General features: G+C 69.0%; 21 protein-coding genes. 10 read left to right on the forward strand and 11 right to left on the reverse strand.

Going from position 1 to position 20,899, the window contains the following annotated elements; all coding sequences use genetic code 11:
* Window positions 1–399: 399 nt before the first annotated feature.
* A complete protein-coding gene (locus AAW51_RS03640) occupies window positions 400–1,176 on the forward strand; it encodes a PEP-CTERM sorting domain-containing protein (RefSeq protein WP_169787978.1) in 777 nt (258 codons plus the stop codon).
* Here AAW51_RS03640 and AAW51_RS29705 read toward each other — a convergent pair.
* From AAW51_RS29705 to AAW51_RS03650, 3 genes are all read right to left on the reverse strand, one after another.
* Entirely contained in the window at window positions 1,067–1,870 is an 804-nt protein-coding gene (locus AAW51_RS29705; protein WP_157359598.1) for a hypothetical protein, read from the reverse strand. The genes AAW51_RS03640 and AAW51_RS29705 overlap by 110 nt on opposite strands.
* A gap of 327 nt (window positions 1,871–2,197) precedes the next feature.
* Entirely contained in the window at window positions 2,198–3,154 is a 957-nt protein-coding gene (locus AAW51_RS03645; RefSeq protein WP_047193522.1) for a Tim44 domain-containing protein, read from the reverse strand.
* 126 nt (window positions 3,155–3,280) lie between these two features.
* Window positions 3,281–4,186 carry a LysR family transcriptional regulator gene (locus AAW51_RS03650; RefSeq protein ID WP_047193523.1) on the reverse strand — a complete coding sequence of 302 codons (906 nt, stop codon included), beginning with the start codon at window positions 4,184–4,186 and terminating at the stop codon, window positions 3,281–3,283.
* A gap of 78 nt (window positions 4,187–4,264) precedes the next feature.
* Here AAW51_RS03650 and AAW51_RS03655 point away from each other — a divergent pair, with 78 nt between their 5' ends.
* Window positions 4,265–4,447, forward strand: a complete 183-nt coding sequence (locus tag AAW51_RS03655) for an NAD(P)H-dependent oxidoreductase (protein WP_047193524.1) — start codon at window positions 4,265–4,267, stop codon at window positions 4,445–4,447.
* A 15-nt stretch (window positions 4,448–4,462) separates the two neighbouring features.
* Window positions 4,463–5,185 carry a glutathione S-transferase family protein gene (locus tag AAW51_RS03660; protein WP_047193525.1) on the forward strand — a complete coding sequence of 241 codons (723 nt, stop codon included), beginning with the start codon at window positions 4,463–4,465 and terminating at the stop codon, window positions 5,183–5,185.
* 51 nt (window positions 5,186–5,236) lie between these two features.
* On the opposite strand, the gene AAW51_RS03665 is transcribed toward AAW51_RS03660, so the two are convergent.
* Window positions 5,237–5,485 carry a hypothetical protein gene (locus AAW51_RS03665; RefSeq protein WP_047193526.1) on the reverse strand — a complete coding sequence of 83 codons (249 nt, stop codon included), beginning with the start codon at window positions 5,483–5,485 and terminating at the stop codon, window positions 5,237–5,239.
* A gap of 446 nt (window positions 5,486–5,931) precedes the next feature.
* On the opposite strand from AAW51_RS03665, the gene AAW51_RS03670 reads away from it, so the two are divergent.
* Together AAW51_RS03670 and AAW51_RS03675 are read left to right on the forward strand one after the other, a co-directional pair.
* Window positions 5,932–6,564 (forward strand): CDP-alcohol phosphatidyltransferase family protein, encoded by a 633-nt coding sequence (locus AAW51_RS03670; RefSeq protein ID WP_047193527.1) that lies wholly within the window; start codon window positions 5,932–5,934, stop codon window positions 6,562–6,564.
* A gap of 155 nt (window positions 6,565–6,719) precedes the next feature.
* Entirely contained in the window at window positions 6,720–6,956 is a 237-nt protein-coding gene (locus AAW51_RS03675) for a hypothetical protein (RefSeq protein WP_047193528.1), read from the forward strand.
* Window positions 6,957–7,272: 316 nt separating this feature from the next.
* Here AAW51_RS03675 and AAW51_RS03680 read toward each other — a convergent pair whose 3' ends face one another.
* Window positions 7,273–8,151: an SDR family NAD(P)-dependent oxidoreductase gene (locus AAW51_RS03680; protein ID WP_047193529.1), complete on the reverse strand. Its 879-nt coding sequence runs from the start codon at window positions 8,149–8,151 to the stop codon at window positions 7,273–7,275.
* Between the two features lie 433 nt (window positions 8,152–8,584).
* Between AAW51_RS03680 and AAW51_RS03685 the strand changes: the two genes are divergently transcribed.
* The gene (locus AAW51_RS03685; RefSeq protein WP_169787979.1) at window positions 8,585–9,292 is read left to right on the forward strand and encodes a TetR/AcrR family transcriptional regulator; all 708 of its coding nucleotides are present in this window, start codon (window positions 8,585–8,587) and stop codon (window positions 9,290–9,292) included.
* Between the two features lie 73 nt (window positions 9,293–9,365).
* Here the strand turns inward: AAW51_RS03685 and AAW51_RS03690 are convergent, their stop codons facing one another.
* Together AAW51_RS03690 and AAW51_RS03695 are read right to left on the reverse strand one after the other, a co-directional pair.
* Entirely contained in the window at window positions 9,366–9,596 is a 231-nt protein-coding gene (locus AAW51_RS03690; RefSeq protein ID WP_047193531.1) for a hypothetical protein, read from the reverse strand.
* A gap of 68 nt (window positions 9,597–9,664) precedes the next feature.
* On the reverse strand, window positions 9,665–10,708 hold the full coding sequence (locus AAW51_RS03695; RefSeq protein WP_083438051.1) for an alpha/beta fold hydrolase: 1,044 nt from the start codon (window positions 10,706–10,708) through the stop codon (window positions 9,665–9,667).
* A gap of 226 nt (window positions 10,709–10,934) precedes the next feature.
* On the opposite strand from AAW51_RS03695, the gene AAW51_RS03700 reads away from it, so the two are divergent.
* On the forward strand, window positions 10,935–11,621 hold the full coding sequence (locus AAW51_RS03700; protein ID WP_047193532.1) for a type 1 glutamine amidotransferase domain-containing protein: 687 nt from the start codon (window positions 10,935–10,937) through the stop codon (window positions 11,619–11,621).
* 24 nt (window positions 11,622–11,645) lie between these two features.
* On the opposite strand, the gene asd is transcribed toward AAW51_RS03700, so the two are convergent.
* Window positions 11,646–12,494 carry an archaetidylserine decarboxylase gene (asd, locus tag AAW51_RS03705; RefSeq protein ID WP_047193533.1) on the reverse strand — a complete coding sequence of 283 codons (849 nt, stop codon included), beginning with the start codon at window positions 12,492–12,494 and terminating at the stop codon, window positions 11,646–11,648.
* Window positions 12,495–12,553: 59 nt separating this feature from the next.
* On the reverse strand, window positions 12,554–13,951 hold the full coding sequence (locus AAW51_RS03710; protein WP_083438052.1) for a methyl-accepting chemotaxis protein: 1,398 nt from the start codon (window positions 13,949–13,951) through the stop codon (window positions 12,554–12,556).
* A gap of 277 nt (window positions 13,952–14,228) precedes the next feature.
* Between AAW51_RS03710 and AAW51_RS03715 the strand changes: the two genes are divergently transcribed.
* Window positions 14,229–14,741 (forward strand): cupin domain-containing protein, encoded by a 513-nt coding sequence (locus tag AAW51_RS03715; RefSeq protein ID WP_047193534.1) that lies wholly within the window; start codon window positions 14,229–14,231, stop codon window positions 14,739–14,741.
* Window positions 14,742–14,950: 209 nt separating this feature from the next.
* A complete protein-coding gene (locus AAW51_RS03725; RefSeq protein ID WP_083438053.1) occupies window positions 14,951–17,623 on the forward strand; it encodes a PEP-CTERM sorting domain-containing protein in 2,673 nt (890 codons plus the stop codon).
* A gap of 64 nt (window positions 17,624–17,687) precedes the next feature.
* On the opposite strand, the gene AAW51_RS03730 is transcribed toward AAW51_RS03725, so the two are convergent.
* Window positions 17,688–17,870 carry a hypothetical protein gene (locus AAW51_RS03730; RefSeq protein ID WP_047193537.1) on the reverse strand — a complete coding sequence of 61 codons (183 nt, stop codon included), beginning with the start codon at window positions 17,868–17,870 and terminating at the stop codon, window positions 17,688–17,690.
* Between the two features lie 167 nt (window positions 17,871–18,037).
* A complete protein-coding gene (locus tag AAW51_RS03735; protein ID WP_083438054.1) occupies window positions 18,038–19,243 on the reverse strand; it encodes an HPP family protein in 1,206 nt (401 codons plus the stop codon).
* A gap of 295 nt (window positions 19,244–19,538) precedes the next feature.
* Here AAW51_RS03735 and AAW51_RS03740 point away from each other — a divergent pair, with 295 nt between their 5' ends.
* Entirely contained in the window at window positions 19,539–20,741 is a 1,203-nt protein-coding gene (locus AAW51_RS03740; protein WP_053013307.1) for a DUF3089 domain-containing protein, read from the forward strand.
* The last annotated feature ends 158 nt before the right edge of the window (window positions 20,742–20,899 follow it).

Raw genomic sequence — 20,899 nt, forward strand, 5'->3', positions numbered from 1 at the left:
ATGCCGGCCTAGAGTTGTGGCGTCCCGTGACAGCAAGTCGAGATGCGGCCAGTGTGATGGGATCGTCGGATCGCGGGGAGTTGTCGCAACCTCGCGTTTCTCACACACCACACGATGGGGGCCACCATGCAATGCGTCTTCGTGAAAGCTCTTCTGGGAGCCCAACTCCTCATGGCACTCGGCGCCGTCCAGGCCGGCGGCTTGGACGGAACCTACACCTCATCTGCGCGGTCGGGGCTTGAACCGCCTATCTGTTTCGAGGAGCCGCCTCCCGGCGGATCCGATAACGATGACGAGGGCACCGGTGCGAGCGATAGCAACGCCTCGTGAAGCGCCGACCCTGAACCCGATCCTCCTGTCGCAGCGATGAAAACCGGGCAGCCATTGTTGGCGTCCTTCGTGCAGCCCCCCGTCGGTGTGCCGAGGGCGAGCTGGGCGCGGTGGGGTGTCTTCGTTGCCGCCGCCATCGCGGCGCTACCCGCCATCGCCGCCCCCGTGCAGGTCGACTACAAAGTGGAGTGGACCCACCGCTACTGGCTCCACAATGGCTTTTACGTGTCGACGGAGCTGGGCGAGCCGCCCGCCTTTCTTTCCGTCACCTTCGAGAACACCGTCTTGCCGCCCGAGCCTGATACCTTGGCCTATCGCCTGGGCCTTCCGGACAGCTCTCGTTGGGACTTGCTCGCCGCTAGCGAGAACGGCAGCACCTGGGTCACTCAAGGCCAGATGAATGCCGACTTCCTCACCAGGCTCCACCACGGCACTGCCGTCTCCAGACGCGGCGACGGCTACAGCCATGGCTATGGACGCGCGATGTCGCTGGAGTTTCTAACCGCTGACCTGCTCCCGGTGACGTCAAACCATGTCTGGCAACTGGTGAGCGGGCAACTCGGTGAGTACATCGGAGGTCAGTACCAGATCCAGAACTGGGCGATGGACGACGAAGGCAAGATGCTGTGGGACGAGAACTTCTACGGTCTCGTGAGCATCGTCGGCGCCCATGCCATTCCCGAGCCGGGGTCAGCCGCCCTGCTCGGCGGCGGCCTCGCCCTTCTGGTCGGGCTGCTCAGACGCCGCACAGAGGGCGGGCGGCTGACAGACACGATGCCGGTGGCGATATCGCCGCGCTCTGCAACCACGAGGCGCGCCGGCGCTTGTGACGCAAGCCCACCATGAGCATGGCCAGGCCGGCGAGACATAGAGCCGCTGTGTTGGGCTCCGGTATGACGGGCGCGAAGGTCCAGACGACGTTGTCGCCGCGCTGACGATCGGAGATCTCCGAGTCGAAGGTGACCCCTGCGACTCTGCCATAGGCCTTTGCATCGGTGTCCAACATGAACACCGCCGACCAGCCCTTGCCCACGTGCGGATGGGCAAAGATCAGAATGTCGCCCCAGTAGTGATGACCCCATTCGCCAACGTTGCCGATGACGGTAATGCCGTTGATCGGCGTCCCGGGGACATCCGTCAACGTGTTGGCGTCGTATGTAAAGCCTCGACGGTAGACACCGCGGATGGACACGTCGTATGCAGCTTCCCCGCCGCCCGCCGGTGCCCCAGGGGGCGGGAGAACGTCGACCTGGAAGCGCCAGTAGAAGTCGATGCTCCGGTCCGCGAAGGAGCGCACCACGAGCGACTGCGCCGAGCCCGTCACCGAGTAGCACGGCTCACTGCCATGCGTTCCCGGCGGGCAATACACGTACGAGATCGTTCCGGTTTCGTCTTCCAGCACCTCACCCTTGAGACCGGGCTGGGCTTCCCATGTCGTGCCAGGGAGCGCGTGGTACTGCATATAGCCGATCGGAGGGTCGTCGGGCAGATGAATGGGAACCGCCAGAGCCTCCGCGGCCCCAGCGAGCAGACCGGCCACACCTCCCCACCATCTGAACGGACACATAGGACCTCCTGGTGCCAGCCATCCGCGACGCACGTCTCCCGGTGAGGCTGCATCTGCGGACGACTCTTCCCTTGCAGCGTATGCTCCCGCCGCTGTGCCCGACCCCCGCGACCGCGGGGCGCGTGGCGCAGGTTTGGACAGCCTCCGCGGGCCCAAGCGAGCGAGGCCGTCTCTTGGGTGCCGTCTTCCTCTCCAGCGTGATCAAAGAAAAACGCCCTGCGATTGCAGGGCGTTCTCTTCGGTGCGGCGGGCGGCGTTGGCCGCCGGCCTTGCGCCCGTTCTGATGGAACCGTCAGCCCATCACAGGTTCTGCGTGATGCCGGCGATGGCCCAGTCGCGGCTCTCGTCGGCCGGGCGCACGAAGTGCCACAGCTCGTCGAACGGTTCCGCGGTGGCCTCCGCCTGCTCGCGGATCAAGCCCTTGAAGCGCACCGACACCACCCAATCGCCGTTCTGCTGCGCGCTGTCCAGTACCTCGGCGTCGAGTTGCACCACGTCGGTCTGCTGGGCCGCTTGACCACGCTCCTGCAGGTCCAGCCGCACGGCTGCGAACATCTCGGGCGTCGTGAACTTGCGCAGGTCGTCCAGCTGGCCGGCATCGTTGGCGGCCTGCAGACGGATGAACAGCATCTTGGCCACCCGCTCGAAGCCTTGCACGTCGAAGCCGGCCGGGAAGGCACCGCCGGTGGGCGGCAGGCCGCCGGCGCCCAGATCGGCAGACGGTTTCGCCAGGCTGGCCTTCAACTGTTGGTGCTGCGGCTGCTGCTGCGCGAACGGCTGAGGTGATGCCGTGCCGTGCCCGGCCGTGGCCGCTGCCCCTGCATACTGCAGACCCCCGGCGGGGCGCTGCTGGCCACCTGCAAAGCGACGCAGCAACCAGCGGATCACGAAGAAGGCGGCGGCCGCCATCAACAGCATCGTCAGCATGTTGCCGAATCCTTCGCCGAGGCCGAGATGGCTCATCAATGCGGCAATGCCCAGACCGGCGGCGAGGCCGGCGATCGGGCCCAGCCACGAGCGCTTGCCCGCAGCGGCGGCGACCCCGGCTGCCGCGGGTGCTGCAGCGCCCGCCGTCGGGGCTGCGTTGGCAGGCTGCGCAGGGGTCTGGGACGACGTGTCGGCCGGCTTGGAGGGCGCTTGGCGCTGCATGCCGACGCTCTTGCCGCCGCCAATTCGCTTCGCCTCCGCATCGAGCGGCACGGCAACAAAGCCGACGCCGGCAACCGCCATCGAAAGGGCGACGATGAATGACTTCACGGAGTTCTCCTTGTGGTGTTTTCGCACCCTGCGAATCTACGGGATTCCAGCCTAATTAAAAACTTGAATTTTCAGCAACTTGGTTGCGGAAAAACAGAACTGTTGAAGGATCGGGATGGCTGCGCTTCACGCCGGCCAGAGCGCCGCGCACAGGTGAGAGAACACGGTCGAGACGCGCCGTAAGTGCCGCGATTCCGGGTGAGTGAGCACCCACAGCGAAGTCTGTGCGTCCTCGAGCGGTTCCGAAATCTGCCGCACCTCGCGCCGGCCTGCGGCAAGAAACAAGGGCACGATGCCCACCCCCAGCCCCGCGCCGACCGCTTCCAGCACGGCCAGGATGCTGTTGACCTTGAAGCGCGGCTGCAGTTTGGGGCAGTGCTGTCGGCGCCAGCGCACGGAGGGGTGTTCGGGCAGGGCATCGTCGGGTGCGATCCACGGCGTGCCGGCGGCGAGCACGGCCTCGAGGCTGCGCGCGCGCAAGTGGCGCGGCGCAAACAACGCCACCTGCAAAAGGCCCACTTGTTTGCCCACCAGGTGCTCGGGCGGGCGCTTGGTGGCACGCACCGCAATGTCGGCGTCGCGCTTGGTCAGGCTCACCAGTTCGTTGCTCGCGCTGAGTTCGAAGCTCAGGCCGGGATGGGCGGCCGCCAGATCTGCGAGCGCCGGCAGCACCAGGCCATGCAGCACCGTGTCGGTGGTGGCGATGCGAACCTGGCCGGTCACCGCGCCGGGCTCGAGCTGGGCGACGTGGCGTGCGGCCTCGAGTTCGGCCTCGATGCGTTCGCCATGGCGAGCCAGTGCCAAGGCGGGTTCAGTGGGGCGGTAGCCCGAGCGCGATCGCTCGAACAGGCGTTGGCCCAGGTCTTTCTCGAGTCGCTGCACCGCACGGAACACGGTCGAGGTGTCGACGCCGAGCCGGGTGCCGGCTTCGGCCAACGTGCCGCCGCGTACCACCGCGAGCACCACCTCGACGTCGGCGGCGCTGAGCCGGTGCGCCGGCAGGCCTCGCCGGTCTTGCGTTCTTGCATTCATCGGTTGCGATGGCGCCTATTTTGGATGCGTCCTCGCAATCATAGAGTGCGGCCATCGTCACCCCCACAGGAGTCCTCGATGGCCCGCTTGCTTCATGTTCAGTCTTCGCCCCGCGGCGCACGTTCGCACTCGGCCCGCGTGGCACACACGTTTCTCGAGTTGTACCGTCGGCATCACCCTGCCGACCATGTCGACGCGGCGCTGGGTGCGGCGCTTGCCGCGGCCGAGCGGGAAGCGGCCCAGCTGGCCGCGACCTTTTGAAGGAGCGTGAACGTGATGTCCCACCCCAAGCCCGACGCGGCGAACACCGATCAGCGCCTCATCCTCGTCAGCCATGCGTTGTGCCCCTATGTGCAACGGGCGGCCATTGCGCTGGCGGAAAAAGGCATCCCCTTCGAGCGCGTCACCATCGATCTCGAACGTCGTCCCGAGTGGTTCCAGGCCCTGTCGCCGTTGGGCAAGGTGCCCTTGCTGCGCGTGCTGCGCCCGGGCCGGGAAGAGGCGGTGCTGTTCGAGAGTGCCGCGATCTGCGAGTACATCGAGGAGACCGGCGGCGGTGCGGCGCTGCACCCCGCCGACCCGCTCGAGCGGGCCCGGCATCGGGCCTGGATGGAGTTCGGTTCGGCGGTGCTGCGCGATGTCTGGCACCTCGAAACGGCCACCTCGGCTGGCGCCCATGATGCGGCCTGCCATACGATGGCCGCGAAATTCTCGACGCTGGAGGCGGCGCTGGGCGAGGGGCCTTACTTCGACGGTGAGGCGTTTCGCCTGGTCGACGCCGTGTTCGCGCCCATCTTCCGCTACTTCGACGTGTTCGATGCTTTGACGGACACCGGTGTCTTCGCCGAACGGCCCAAGGTACAGCGGTGGCGCCGCGCCTTGGCGCAACGGCCGAGCGTGCAAGGCGCCGTAGCGCCCGACTATGCGCAACGCCTGCACGCATTTCTGGTGCAGCACGACGCCTACCTGCTCCGGCTCTCCGGCGAGGGGCGTGCATGAGCGCCGTGCGGATGTTCGGAGGGCCGGCACCTCCGGTCTGACGACTTGCGGTCAGCGATCGCGCAGGCCGGGGGGCGGAGCCCAGTTCCGGGACGGCTGCGGCAAAGGATGTCGCTCCCGGACCATCTGCTTGCCGACATCGAGGATGGCCTCGGGCGCGGCAGCGGCGAGACCGTCGGTCTCGAAGTAGGCGGTCTGCACCAGGCTGCCGTTGAGGAACACGGCCAGCGTCTGATCGTCGTGGCGGATCTCGTAGGTCAGATCACGCGCGTTGGGTGGGGAGTACCAGGTGGTCTTCATACGCGTAGGACATCGATGAGCCGCTGCAGTTTCGGGCCTGCGTGTCGGACGGGGCCGGACCTCCTTGTCAGCGCGGCGGCGACGCCGGCGGCCCCCGCCACACCGGGCGCGCCCGGGTGCAGGATGTCAACACAAGGGCGGGTCCGGCGGTGTCGGTTCTGCACCGGCCCGGGCCGTGAAGCGCCCTCGTGGGGCCCGGAACGCAAGAAGTGTTCCGATTCCGTGATGACCTGACATCCTTCACTGCCCACCACGCGGCGGCGCGGTGGCCGGAGCGTGAGGACCAGGGCGTGCAGCCCGGGCGGGCGGGGGCGCGAGTGGGGTACAACCACGGCTGCGGCACGCTGCCGGCCTCCGGCTGGCATGCCAAGTGCCTGGGCCGGACCAGGCCCAGGTGCAGTGTTTCATCGTGTGCACCCCCGTGAATGCAACCCAGCAGAAGAAAGATGCAGCCCAACCACTCTCCCCGCAAACACTTTTCGATGATCCGCGGCTTTCACCTGGCGGACTTCCTCACGCTCGGCAATGCGGCTTGCGGCACGTTGTCGGTTTTTTTCGCGATGAATTTCATGGGCAGCCACCGGCTGTCCGATTTCCTGCTCGCGGCCACCATGGCACCCGCGGCGCTGTTGTTCGATGTGCTCGACGGGCGGGTGGCGCGCTGGCGGCAGGCGCAGTCGGTGCTGGGGCGTGAACTGGACTCGCTGGCCGACATCGTGTCCTTCGGCGTCGCGCCGGCCGCACTGGGTTATGCGGCCGGCCTGCGCGGCGGTTGGGACATCGCCGTGCTGGTCTACTTCGTCTGCTGCGGTGTCAGCCGCCTGGCGCGCTACAACGTCACCGCCGAGAGCTTGTCGGCCGGTGCGGCCAAGGTGGCGTACTTCGAGGGCACGCCGATTCCGACCAGCGTCGTGCTGAGCGGCGTGCTGGCCTATTGCGCGTGGCAAGGCCGTGTCGAGGCCACCCTGTGGGGCGGCGCCTGGCCCATCGGCCCGTCCGAACTGCACCCCTTGTCCTTGCTGTTCGCGCTGTCGGGCACCTTGATGATCAGCAAGACGCTGCGCATTCCCAAGCTGTGACCGCTGCCCGCGCCCGGCCGTGCGCGGCAAGGTCGGGCAGCGTGCGGGCAGGGCCACAAACGCCGTGAATGCAGGGGCCGGTGGCGGCGGTTGCGGCCGTTGCGAGGGCACGACGTTTGCCGCTCGTTGAACCTACGCCACTGCAGTAGCCGGCCATGACGACCCGCGCATCCAAATCCTTCCCCCTCCGCAAGGTGGTCGCGACCCTGAGGCCGCTCGACGAACTGCCCGGCAGCAAGGTTGTCGTGCTCGAATGCGGCCATACCCTGGCTTCCACGGCGGAGGACAGCACCCGATGCCCGAAATGCTGGCGTGGCGCACCGCCCGATTGCGACCCCTATGCGGCGGCCGAAGAGGGGCAGGACCCGGACCCGGATCCCTTCTTGCAGTAGGCCTGCGCACGCTCGTCCAACCTGCACACACCACATTCGCCACACGCATGCGCGTCTCTGCGGCAGGACTTGCACTGTTGTAGTTTGTGCTTGCCTTGTTCACGAGCTCTGCCGCAGCTGTCGCGCGGCTTTGTCGTTGCGCTCGCTCAGGCCACGCGAGCCGCGGACACCACGCAAAGGCACGCCGTCCTGAGTTCGCCACCGGTTGTGAGCGGTGCATGACGATGCAGGACGTGAAGCAGCCGTGCACGCAACGACGCGCCGGGGTGAACCTTCGACGACCGTGCGGGGCGGCCCGCACCGCATCCCGCCGACCTCAGCCCTGTTGCTTGCCCGCCTGCAGACCGCGCTCGCCCGTGCGCACGAGGCGACGCGACAGCGAGGTCATGATCGGCTGGTAGCCGCTGGCGACCAGACGCACCAGCAGGTCGAGCCACTTCGCGTCGGGGCCGACCAGCACGCGGCGCCGGTTTTTCTCGACCGCCCGCAGGATCTGCCGCGCGGCGGCCGGCGCCGAGGTGGTGTCGAGCAGGCGGTCGAAGCGGCGGCGCGCCACCTCCGGGTCGAGCCCGGTGAGCAAGTGGATGCGCGGGTCGATCCGGCTGGCCTTTGCAATGTTGGTGCGAATGCCACCGGGATGCACACAAGTGGCACTGACCGGCGCGCCGCTGATCTCGAGCTCCATGCGCAAGGCTTCGGTGTAGCCGCGCACGGCGAACTTGCTGGCGTTGTAGGGGCCCTGCCCCGGGACACTGAGCAGGCCGAACAGGCTCGAGGTGTTGACGACGTGGCCTTCGCCCGACGCCCTCAAGTGGGGCAAAAAGGCCTGCGTGCCCCACACCACCCCCCAGAAGTTGATGTCCATGATCCACGCGAAATCCTCGGGGGAGACCGCTTCGAGCGGGCTCGCCAGAGCGACGCCGGCATTGTTGAAGACCAGGTTGACTCGCCCATGCTCGAGGACCACCTGGTCGGCCCACGCGAACACGGCGTCCCGCTGCGCGGTGTCCAGCCGCGCCTGCGTGACGCGCAGGCCCTGTTGGGCGGCCAGCGCGGCCGTCTCTTGCAGGCCCTGGGTGTCGATGTCGCTCAACGCGAGATGGCAGCCGCGCCGGGCGAGTTCGAGCGCGAGGGCTCGTCCCATGCCCGACGCTGCGCCGGTGATGGCGGCGACCTTGTCGTGGAAGGATTTCATCGAGGCTCGGGCGTGCGGCGCGCGGGGCGACGTGTCACGCTGGCGGCCGCGCGCTGCCGGGCGACACGGCCCGTGGCGGCGGGCCACCGCGTGACGAGGGCAAAGATGAAGGGGGCTGGGCGCGGTGGACGCCCAGCTCCCGCTCGGTCGCCGCGCAGCTTGTGCCACCGTGGGCGGCCGCCGTGTCTATAACAACATGACGGCGCTGCCGGAGGTGCTGCGTCTGGGGCATATGTCTCCTCGGACCGAAACCTGACGCCGACCGATTTGGTACGGCGGCGTACACGAGTGCAGTCTCTTGTTGACAACAAACAATGTCAACAAGAGGGGTAGCCATAATCGGAGTTCGCGCACTTTCGTTGCGCGGTTGCACGCGGCCCGGGTGCCCGGCGGGTCGGCTGGCGGGTCACTCCGGGCTGTTGCGAGCCGGATCTTGACCGCACCCACCGCTGCCGATGCTTCGTCGCCCGGGCGCCACTATCTGGGCGTTTCCGCTGAACGGCGCCGCCAGTTGCGCCGTCAGCGGCTGGTCGAGGCGGGTGTGAGTGTGTTCGGAGCCCGCGGCTACCACGCCGCCACGGTGCGCGAGGTGTGCGCTGTCGCGCATTTGACCGAGCGCTATTTCTACGAATCCTTCGAAGGTATGGACCGGCTGTTCGCCGCGGTCTATGCCGAGGTGCTGGGCGATCTGAAACGGCGTACCGTGGCGGCGATCGCCCGGCATGCCGCCGATGCGCCCTTGCAGGCCACCGATGCCGCCTTGCGGCTCTTCTTCGAGTACATCCGCGAAGACCCCCGGCGCGCGCGTATCGTGTTGCTCGACGCGTTGAGCATCAACGAGGCCGTGCTGCAGCAGTGCGCCGCGGCCCTGCAAGACTACGCAGGGCTGGTGGGACATCTCGTGCAGCACAGCGAGGTGGCGACGAGCGACAGTCACCTGGATGCCGGTCTGCTGGCGGCCGGCCTGGTCGGTTTTCATGTCCACGTGGCCACCACCTGGCTGCTCGGCGGGTGCGAAACGCCGCTGGACACGGTGGTCGAGACGGCGCGTTTCGCCTACCGGGGCCTGGTGCGCCGGCCCGGTGGGGATTTGTCGGCCACGCTGCACGGTTGGCTGTCCGAACACGACCGCCGCGAGTGACGTCGCGGCCGAGCGGAACTGGCTGGGGACGCAGGCCCAGCGTGGGCAGGCTGCGTGGGACCCGGTGCGCGGGTCAGGTGGGGCGCCGGCCGCCCTCGTGGCTGCGGGCGGCGGCGGGTTCGAGGCGCTCTGAGGTCTCGCCCAAACCGCGCCCCGTCGACTTCGGCCTTGAGCCGGTGTCCAGGTGCTGATCACTCAGGATGGAGCGCGCCAGCAGCCGGGCCGATTCGGTGGCGTCCGGGTCGCGGGCCACCCTGGCCGCGATCGCCAGCAGCGTCGAAAAGCGTTGTTGCGTCGTGTCCACGGCACCCTCCTTCTTTGTCCTGTCCTCAGCATAGCGACGAGAACGGGAGGGTAGGCCTGTGACGTCTGTCAGGCGCCGATCGGGGAAACCCGGGTGGTATTCGGTGGTTGAGGCGACAGCCTCGGTGTTTGCACTTCCGACAAGGCGAACGCGCGCTCGACGGCCTCGGCCACCGCCACCGGCGCGGTGTGGTGCACCATGTGGCCGACCCCTGGCAGCAAACGCAGTTCGCTGTGCGGCAGATCGCGGTGCAGGCGTTCCGACTGCCACGCAGTGTCGACCAGTCGGTCGTCGCTGCCGGCGATGATGACGGTGGGTGTCGTGATGTTCGCGTAGCGGCGGCGCAGTCTGAAAGCCGACGGGATCAACAAGGCACTTTCGGTCGAACTGGCGAGCAGCTGCGCCGGCCGCAGGGTCATCCAGACCGGGAAGCGCTTGCGGAACGCGGTGGTCACCGGGGCCGGGCCGAACACGCGCTTGAGCACGCCCGGCCAGGCGAGGCGGCTGATCAATGGCGACACCGTGTGGCGCATCAGCTGGCCGAGCACCGGCAGGGCCGGGGCCGCCAGCAGCGGCACATCGGCGCGCAGCGTCGGGTAGTAGTAGCCGGACGCGAGCACCAGGGCGCCGACGTGCTCGGGGTGTTGGAGCGCCAGGTGCAACGCCACCAGCGTGCCCCAGGAGTGTCCGAGCACCACCGGGCGGGCGACGCCCAGGCGTTGCAAGGCGGCGTGCAACAGCGCTGCCTGTGTTTCGGGCCGCCAGCGTCCTTCGACGGCGGGCTCGCTCGACCCGTAGCCGGGGCGGTCGAAGACCAGCACCCGCCAGCGGCGCGCCAACAGCGATACCAGCCCGCTGATGTCGAATTCTTCGGCCATGCTGCCGTTGCCGTGCAGCAGCACCAGCGGTGCCCCGGAGCCGTACTCGAGATAGTGCAGGTGTGAACCTTGTACCTCGATGAAGCGCCCGCGCGGGGTGTAGGTGCGCTCGGCCCGCCAGACCTTGTAGCGCACCAACAGGGCGCATGCGGCCAAACCTGCCGCGACCGCGGCAGCTTTCGGCAAATGAGACGCCAGGCCGGACCCGGCGCCACGCGAGAACCGAAACGACATGTGAGGCTCCTCGAAGCAAAGGGGGTTGTCGCAGAGCCTGCAGATGGGATGCCCGCCGTGCAAACAAATGTTGTGAGGGCCGGAAGTCGCCCTGAATGCGCCCTCTTGGGGCCTGGGGCTACAGGCGCGGGCGCGGCACCTCCCGCGGGCCGGCGCTATGGTGTGCACTGCTCGGCCGGCGTTCGCCTGGCCGCCAACCGACCCAACACAAACTCAGCGAGGTGCCATGAAGATCTTGATGGTGTTGACATCCCACGACCGATTGGGCGAGACCGGCAAGCCCACCGGGTTCTGGCTCGAGGAGTACGCGGCGCCGTACTACGTGTTCCGGGACGCGGGCGCGGATATCACGCTCGCGTCACCGGCCGGCGGCCAACCGCCGCTCGATCCCAAGAGCGATGCGCCGGATGCGCAGACCGAAGCGACCAGGCGCTTCAAGGACGACCCTGAGGCGCAGCGCGCGCTGGCCAGTACCCAACGGCTGGCTTCGATCTCGGCGGATGCCTACGACGCCGTTTTCTATCCCGGTGGGCACGGCCCGCTGTGGGACCTGTCCGAGGACCGCACCTCGATCGCCTTGCTCGAAGCCGTCCACGCCGCCGGCAAACCGCTCGCGCTGGTGTGCCATGCGCCGGGCGCCTTGCGCCATGTCAGGGCGCCCGATGGCACCCCGCTGGTGCAGGGCAAGGCCGTCACCGGCTTTGCCAACAGCGAGGAAGAGGCGGTCGGCCTGAGTGCCGTCGTGCCGTTTCTGGTCGAGGACATGCTCAAGCAACAAGGCGGCCGCTATTCGAAGGCGGCGGCCGACTGGCAGCCGCATGTGGTGACGGCCGGGCAGTTGATCACCGGGCAGAACCCGGCCTCGTCTGAGCCGGCCGCACAGGCGCTGCTCGACGCGCTGCGCCGGCGCTGAGCGCTACTGGGGCGGCAGTGCTGTTCAGCCGCCCCAGGCCGCCATCGCTTCCCCGAGGTGGACCGGCGCTTCCGGTGCCCAGGTCGGATTGAAGCGCAGTGGTGCGCCCGGAAACAGCATCACGACCGTGGAGCCGAGCAGGAAGCGGCCCATCTCCTCGCCTTGCTTCAGGTGCACCGGCCGGTCGCGATAGGTCCACTCGCGCACCTGCCCGACGCGCGGCGGGTTGACCACGCCGTGCCAGACCGTGGCCATGCTGCCCACGATGGTGGCACCGACCAGGACCAGCACGAAGGGGCCGCGCGGGCCGTCGAACACGCACACCACCCGCTCGTTGCGGGCGAACAGGCCCGGCACGCCGCGCGCCGTGGCCGGATTGACCGAGAACAAGTCGCCCGGCACATAGATCATGCGTTGCAGCGTGCCGTCGCACGGCATGTGGATGCGGTGGTAGTCGCGCGGGCTGAGGTAGAGGGTGGCGAAACTGCCGTTCTCGAACAAGCCGGCCAGCGTCGCATCGCCGCCGACCAGCGCCTGCGTCGTGTAGTGGTGGCCCTTGGCCTGGAAGATGCGATCGCGCTCGATGGCGCCGAACTGGCTCAGCGCACCGTCGACCGGGCACACCAGATCGGCGGCGGCGATCGGCCGCGCCCCCGGCTTCAAGGGCCGCGTGAAGAACTCGTTGAAGCTGCGGTAGCTGCCGGGGTCGGGGTTGGCAGCCTCGCTCATGTTGACGCCGTAGCGCCGCACGAACCGTTCGATCAGCACGCGTGTCAGCGCGCCGGCCTCGGCCGACGCGACACGCCCGGCAAAAGCGGTCAGCGCCTGCTTGGGCAACAGGTATTGAGACAGGATGGTGAGGCGGTCGAACACGGCGCGCAGCGGTAGTGGTGCTGGCGCGACAGTGTATAGGCCCGGCCGCCCCTGCGGCGTCAGCCGCGCGCCGACTCGGCCGGCGCGTGCGCCGGTGCGAGCCCGAGTTCGCGCAGCAGCGTCGCCACCTGTTCGGCCAGTTGCTGCTGGCCGCTCGCGGCCTGGTCGAGCGCCGCCAGCGAGCGGCTGGTGGTCTCGATGTCGTCGGCAATGCGGCGGAATGCGCCGGTGGCCTGCTTCGACGCCTCGGTGCACGGTGCGACGCGCTTGACCGACTCGATGATCAAGCGGCTGCTCTGGCTGGCCGCCAACGACGACCGCTCGGCCAGCTTGCGCAGTTCCTCGGCAACGCCCGTGAATCCGGGTGCGTGTTGGCCGGCGCGCACCGACTCGAGTGCGGCGGTGAAGGCGAGCAGATGGGTCTGGCTGGCGATGTCGCCGATCAACCGCACGATCTCGCCCATCTCGTCCGACGACTTCTCGATCTGCGCGATGGCGTCGATCGATTGCGCCAGCGTGCGCGAGCCCACTTCGGCTTCCGTCAGGCTGCCCTGCACCGCGGCACCGGCGTCGCGGCTGACCGTGGCGATGTCGCCGATGGAGGCGAGCAGCCGGGCCAGCGGCGCCGTCAGCGCGGCAAAACGTTCGCGCTGCCGCAGCTCCTGCTCGACGGCGGCGGTCACATCGGTGGCGAACAACACCACCTTGGTCGGCTTGCCGTCGGTGCCGAGCACCGGGCTGTAGGTGGTCTGCAGCCAGACCTCATGGCCGTGCTTGGCCTTGGCGGCATGGCGGCCCGTGTCGGACTCGCCGCGCCCCAGCTTGCTCCACAGGTCGGCATAGGCGCGCGACGTGACGTAGGCGCTCGGGCACAGCATGCCGTGATGCTGCCCGACCACCTCGCGCAGGCCGTAGCCCAGCAGCGACAGGAAACGGTCGTTGGCGGCGATCACGTTGCCGGCGAGGTTGAACTCGGCGATGGCGACCGAGCGCTCCAGCGCGTCGAGCTTGCCGCGCAGTTCGGCGGTCAGCAGCTTGTTGACGGTCACGTCGGTGGCCAGCATCACCACCTTGCAGGGCCGGCCGGCGTTATCCAGCACCGGGCTGTAGGTGGCCTGCAGCCATACCTCGCGACCGTTCTTGGCGAGGTGCGGGTACTCGCCGGTGTCCGCTTCGCCGCGCCCCAGCTTTTGCCAGAAGCGCTGATAGGCCTCGCTGCGAGCGAAGGCGTCGTCGCACAGCAGTCGGTGCGAGCGGCCCAGCAGTTCATCGAGCGGGTAGCCGACGCTCTGCAGGAAGTTTTCGTTGGCGGCCAGGATGGTGCCTTGCAGGTCGAACTCGACCAGGGCCTGGGCCCGGGCGACGGCCGACCAGGCGGCAGCTGCGTCGAACGGGGTGGCGTGTTGCTCGGCAGCCTGTTGCACGGCAGCGGCTTCGGCAGCGTGAGGTGCGTTCATCGGGTGTATGCGGGAGTGGGAGGTGAGGGCGGGTCGGTCGGCACCCGACGGTGGGCGGCGACGTGGGGGGTGGCGCCGATCGAAGTTCGGTCGCCGCGGAATACATCGGCCGCCAGTGTGCGACCGGGGCCGGCGTACCCCGGTCGGAATTTGCTCGGCCGGGGTTACGAGAATCGCTTACGGCCTGAGACCGGTGGCCCGTTGGCCGAGACGTGACAGGGCCGGGGGTGTTGCACACAATCGGCTCAGCTTCACGCCTTCGTCATCGCATCCATTCATGTCCACCTCCGCCACCCCCACAGGCCGCCACGAGCGCGCCGCCGAGCTGATCCAAGCGTTGCAACTGCAGCCGCATCCCGAAGGCGGGCACTACCGGGAGGTGTTCCGCTCCGAGCGTGAGGTCATGCCCGGCGATGGCCGTGCGGCCCGGTCGGCCCTGACGACGATCGACTTCCTGCTGACGCAGGGCCAGTTCAGCGCCTGGCATCGCGTGCTGTCGGACGAGGTGTGGCATCTGCTCGAAGGCGGGCCGTTGCGGTTGTGGCTGATGTCGCCGACAGGGGACCGGATCGAAGCGGTCGAACTGACCGCGGCGACAGCGAGGCGCGCCCCGCGCCACGTCGTGCCCGCCGGCTGGTGGCAGGCGGCCGAGCCGTTGGGGCCTTATGCCTATGCCGGCGCCACGGTCGGGCCGGGTTTCGATTTCGCGGACTTTTCCTTCTTGCGAGCCGATGCGGCGGGCACGAAGGCACTGCGACAGCTGCGCGCGGAACTGGTGCGGCTGCTGTGAGCTGAACAGCGCCGACAGCGGCTACGGGATCCCGTAGCCGCTGTCGCGCCGCCGAGACGCCGACCATCGCGCCCGGCCGCAGCCGGCCTGGGAGGGGCGAAACGATTTACATGTATTTGCACAGACCTTTCATAACTTCACTTCTCTTTTGAGATGCTCGCGCCGCGGCGAAGGTGCCGCAGTCCACACAAACATCCAGGAGAGAAATCATGAACTCGAGCAGCTTTGTGAGCGCCGGTCGGCGCCGCATGGCGAGAAGGCAGGGCGCGATGGCGAAGGGCGCCCGTTGGTCGTGCAGCCGCACGGCCGTTGCATTGGCGGTGCAGGCCGCTTGTTTCGTCAGCCCGGTGATCGCGGCCGACACGGTCTGGACCGGCGGCGCCGGCCCTGCCCAGCCCTACTGGGACCTGGGCGCCAACTGGTCGGCGGGCGCGCCGACCTTGCCGGCCGGCAAGACCGGCCTGGGGGCCTACAACACCGAACTGCGCAGCGGCAGCTACGACGTCGGCGTGCTGAGCGGCACCGGCACCCTCGCGCTCACCGGCGGCTTGTTGCGGCTGCACGGTGAGGGCTCGACCTTGGGGCACCTCGATTTCCGCGGCGGTGAATTGCGCGGCGCCGGTTCTCTGACCGTGCAGACCTTGAACTGGAGCGGTGGCGCGTTCGAGGACCAGGACCAGGCGTCCGGCAATCGCAGCCCCAGCCTGACGGTGCAGCGCGCCGCCAAGTTGAGCGGCTCGCTCTGGTTCGGCAACGGCAACCAGATCCAGCTCAATGGCCGCACCGACTGGCTGGACGGCAAGTCGTCGTTCAACGGCTATGGGGACGTGCGGGTTGGCGCCTCGGGCGAGTTCGTCGACCATGCCGACACCGCCCAGCACGACTTCGGTATCACCGGCGGCTTCGTCAACGATGGCAAATACGTCAAGACCGGGCGGGGGCATACGAGCTTCGACGGCGTGGGCGGCGCCTCCTTCCTCAACAACGGCCAGTTCCTGCTGCAGCAGGGCAGCGTGGGCTTCAGCCTGAGCCCGGCCGACGGTTCGTGGCGCAACGCCGGGGTGGTCGACATCGGCTCCGGCACGCGCATGTCGGTGTACCTCGAGCGTTTCAACTCGGCGTCCAACAGCGGCACGGTGCGGGTGCGAGACGGTGGCGAGTTCGCGCTGGACACGTGGATCAGCAGCAACCTCCAGAGTACTGGCGAGTGGATCGTCGACCAGGGCGGGCGGCTCAACTTCAAGGGCGAATGGGGCGAGGACCCGTGGGGCGGTGCCTACCACTTCGACAGCTTCGCCGGCCGTGGCATCCAGAACGACGGTGTGGTGGTGTTCAGCGGCAATGGCGCCAGGTTCGCCGCGGGCACGACCATCACCGGCAGCGGCCGGGTCGAAGTGCTGGACGGTGGTTATCTGCGGCTCGAGGGCGACCAGAGCTTCGGCGCGCTGCGGGTCGACTTGTGGCGCGAATGGGAAGGCGGGCCCAACGAGCACAGCTCGGTCTCGGTCGGTGGCAAGTTGGTGCTGGCGTCACTGGACTGGGCCCAGGGTCTCCTGCACGCCGGTGGCGGCGTCACGGTCAACGGCGACGCGCGCCTGAGCGGCGGTGCGGTCCGGGAAGTCGAGGGGCCGGACGGCGCGATCAACTACGAGTATGACAAGCGGTTGACGAGCAACTTCACCTTCGGCGGCCGCACCACGTGGGAAGGCGGCGCCGATATCACCGGGCCGGGGTCCATCCGCGTCGCCTCGACCGGGGTGTTCCGCGACCAGGCGGCCGTGCGCGCGAACAGTGTCCAGCGTATCGCGCTCGACGGCGGTTTCCACAATGACGGCACCTACCTGAAAACGAGCGCCGGTCGCACCATGATGGACAGCGCGTTCGTGAACAAGGGCACGGTGCGGGTCGAGAACGGCACGCTGACCTTCGTCAAGGCGCTCGACAACCAGGGCACACTCGCCGCCGTGAACGGCCGCATCGTCGTCCACGGCCCGCTGGCGCAGATCAAGCACTCGCCCGGCCACCCCGCGCCGAACCAGACCGAGCTGACCGGTGGCACCCTCGAGGCCGATCGTGGCACGATCGTGCTGCACTTCGACCCATCGGTCTCGGGCAATGCGCAATGGCGGCCCGGCATCCACGTCAACTCCGGCAGCCTGGTGCTCAAGGGCGCGAACGCCCGCATCGCCACCGTCTGGTTGGGCGAGGAGGTCGATGCGTTGCAGACCCTGGAGCACAACAAGGGCCAACTGAGTGTGCTCGAGGGCGCGCAGCTGAAGGTCGACGCCAGCCTCGACAACGACGGGCGGATCGAGGTGGGGCTGGGCAGCGTGCTGGAGGTGACCTATGGCTACACGCAGGGGAACTCCGGGCAGACCTGGGTCGCCGGCGAAATGCACGCCAGGGACTTCTGGTTCAGCGGCGGGCTGCTCGGCGCAGGGCTGGAAGGCGCGATCGGGACCGCAGAGCTGTTCGGCAGCCGGCTGTCCTTGAGCGACGGCGCGCGGCTCGACGTGGACATCGGCGGCCTCGACCGATTCGACCGCTTCCTGCTGGACGGTGAGCTGGCGCTGAACGGCGGTGTGCTGGTGGCGGAATTCGGCGCAGGCGATGCGGCGGCGGGCACTTACCGCCTTGTCGACGCAGCGGGCGGCGTGACCGGCACCTTCGGCGAGCTGGTGACCAACCTCGACCAGAGCCGCTACGGCTGGAGCCTCGTCTACGGCGACACCTACGTCGACCTCAGCATCGTCGAAATCGCCGCCGCACCGGTGCCGGAACCCGAGACCTACGCACTGATGGGCCTCGGCCTGGCCGGTGTGGTGGCGTGGTCACGGCGGCGTGCCGCGCGTCAGGCGCTGCCGCAAGGCGGGAAGGCCTGAGTCGGGCCGGGCGCCCCGCACGTCGGGGCGCTCGAAGGGGCGGCGGCGCGGGCCGCCGCCCGTGTCAGCGCTGGTTGCTCTCGAGCGAGACCTTGAACCCGAGTTGCGCAAACCAGTGCATCCAGCGTTCGGCGTGGCCCTTGTCAGGATGCCAGGGGCCGGCAGCCGATGGACGGATACGGTAGACGCGATCTTCGATGAACACGACGCGCCACAGTTGAACGGTGCGGTGGACGTTGGTTGCCATGGCGGGCACGGGCACAAAACACGAATGGATGCGGCAGCCCGTCGCGCCGTCGCGATCCGACGTCTGCTGCAGGTTGCCGGGCAGCAGGATAGCCGAGGCCGCCCTCCTGCACCTGCGAACAATTCCTCAGCTTCGGGCCCGACGCCCTGCCGGCCACACCCGGCGTGTCACGCCGCATCCCCCGCGCGGCACAGCGCGCGCACCAGGTCGGACTGGGTGATGATGCCCACCAGTTTTTCCTTGTCGCCGAGGATGGGAATGTGGTGGTGGCCGGTGTCCGAGAACAGCGGCACCAGGTCGACGATGTGGCGCTCGGCGCTGGCGACACGCACCGTGCGGCTCATGATCTGGCCGACCACTTCCGGCTTGTTGCTGTGCACCGTGCGGCTCCAGCGGATCAGCGCGCGCAGCTTGCGGTCGAAGCCTTCGTGCAGGTCGAGGTCGGCTTCGCGCATGAAGTCGGCCAGCGTCACGATGCCGATCACGCGGAAGGCGCGGTCGACCACCGGCAAGGCCTTGATGCGGTGCTGCCTCAGCAGCGCCCACGCGTCCTGTAGAGGCGTGCCGTATTCCGCCGTCACCAGGTCCCGCGACATGATGTCGGCGCAGCGGATGTCGGCCAGCTTGCGCCGATAGGCGTGCAACTCCGCCTGCTCGATCAGCGCCTGCAGATCGTCGCGGCTGACGTCGAGCACCTGGTTGTAGCGGGCCAGCACCGCGTTCAGGTCGCCTTCCGACACCCAGCTTTTCTCGGCGCCGCCCGCCGCCTTCGGCACCAGCTGCGGGTGCGGATAACGGCGCCCGGTGGCGCGGTTGTAGAAAACGCCCGCGAGGGCCAGCACGAGCGCATTGAGCAGCACCGGAAACAGCACGAAGCGGAAGTCCGTCTGGCCGGCCAGCACCGCCGTCAGGGCCGCCGCGCCGCCGGGCGGGTGCAGCGAGCGGGTCGCCAGCATCAGCGCGATGGCCAGCGCCACCGCCAGCGACAGTGCCAGCAGTGGCGCGGCGACCCAGCGCGCGCAAACCACCCCGACCAAGGCCGACAGGGCGGTGCCGCCGACCACCGGCCACGGCTGCGCCATCGGGCTGTTGGGCACCCCGAACACGAGCACCGCGGTGGCCCCGAGGGGCGCGACCAGCCAGGGGCCCGGCGTGGCGCCGGACTGCAGCAGCAGCCCGAGCCACGCGGTGATCGCGATGCCGAGGCCGGCGCCACACACCACCCGCAGCCGCTCGGCGGTGTCGATCGCCAATGGCGCCGGCCACAGCGCGCGCAACCAGGCCCACAAGGGGCTGCTCGGGCCGGCGGGAGAAGGGGAGACGTCGCCGGCCTTGCGGTCGGCGTGGGCGTTGAGAGGAGAGGATCGGGACATGCGCAACGGAGACGACGGCGGGCCGGGCCCGCGACAGCAGCGCGCCCGGCGGCCGCCGGGGCGCAAACAAGCGAGCATAGCCGCTGTGCGCCACCCGTGCTGCCACGTAAGCGACCGGCCCCGCCACCGCGGAAAGCACCGGGATGCACGCCGGCCGCATTCGCCACTACGATGGCGCCGCACGCCACGGACACCCGGCCTGCTGCGACCCGACTCGCGGCCCGGTGTCCGCCCGCTCGGACTTCGCCGGTCATGGCGACGCCCGCGCGTCGGCACGCCCATCAGGAGAACGAAGATGACGATGCTGAAACCCGCCCTTGCCGCCGCGCTTGCGGTCCTGACTTTGGCCGCCTGCGGTGTGTCGCCGCCGCGGGGCGGCGCGTCCGACGACGCGCAGGCCCCCTCGACCTCGGTCTACAGCCGGTCCGAGAGCTGGTTGTGCCGGCCTGGCCGTCAGGACGCCTGCAGCGGCTTGCTCGACAGCACCACCCTGCTGCCCGGCGGCACGCAGCGCCGCGACGCCTGGCGGCCGGCGACCCTGCCGCCGATCGACTGCTTTTTCATCTACCCGACCATCTCGTCCGACACCACGCCCAACAGCGACATGACGCCCGGGCCGGAGGAAGTTCGTGTGGTGCAGCAGCAGTTCGCGCGTTTCGGCTCGCAATGCCGCTTGTTCGCGCCCGTCTACCGCCAGGTCACGCTGGCAGCGCTGGCGGCGCGTGTCGCCGGGCGCGATGTGGGTGCCGACCCGCAACGGGCCTATCAGGATGTGGCCGGCGCCTGGCGGCACTACCTGGAGCACGACAACGGCGGCCGCGGCGTGGTGCTGATCGGCCATTCGCAAGGCGCGCGTCTGCTGGCCGAGCTGATCCAGCGCGAGATCGAGGGGCGACCGGTGCAAGCGCGCCTGGTGTCGGCCTTGCTGATCGGCAGCAATCTCGAAGTGGCGCGCGGCAGCGACACGGGGGGCACCTTCCGCACCTTGCCGTTGTGCCGCTCGGCGCGACAGACCGGCTGCGTGATCGCCTACGTCTCTTTCCGCGAAGACGCACCGCCGCCGCCGGACAGCCGCTTCGGTCGTCCCTCGGCGCCGGGCCGCCAGGTGGCGTGCACCAACCCGGCCGGGTTGGGCGGCGGGCGCGGCGGCCTCGACGCTCATTTGCCGGCGCGCCCCGGGCTGCCGGGCCAGCCCGCGCCGCAGGGAGAGTGGGCCGCCGCGGCGCAGCAGGCCGGGACGCCCTTTCTGGCCGTGCCGGGCCTGTTGTCCGCACGTTGTGTGGACACCCCCGAGGCCTCGTATTTGGCGGTGCGCACCGAGCCTGCGGCAGGACGGCCGCGCGATCTACCGCTCGACTTTGTCGTCGGCGGGAAGCTGCTCAAGGACTGGGGCCTGCACCTGGTCGACGTGAACCTGGCCCTGGGCAACCTGGTCGACATCGTCGGACGCCAGGCGCAGGCCTATCGGGCGCAGCAGCCGCCGGTGCGCGGCCGATGAACCGGCGCGCCGGCATCCCGGCGCGGGCGCCCGAAGGCATGGCGTCAACCTGAAGCTGCATCGGTAAAGAGGATCGCCAGCGGTGACGGCCGGCGCTCGAACGCCCCGCGCCGGCAGGCACGCCGGTGCGGGGCGCCGTGCCGGCCTCGCCCTGCGGG

The organism is Caldimonas brevitalea (genome assembly GCF_001017435.1).
In the GTDB taxonomy this organism is placed as follows: Bacteria; Pseudomonadota; Gammaproteobacteria; order Burkholderiales; family Burkholderiaceae_C; genus Caldimonas; species Caldimonas brevitalea.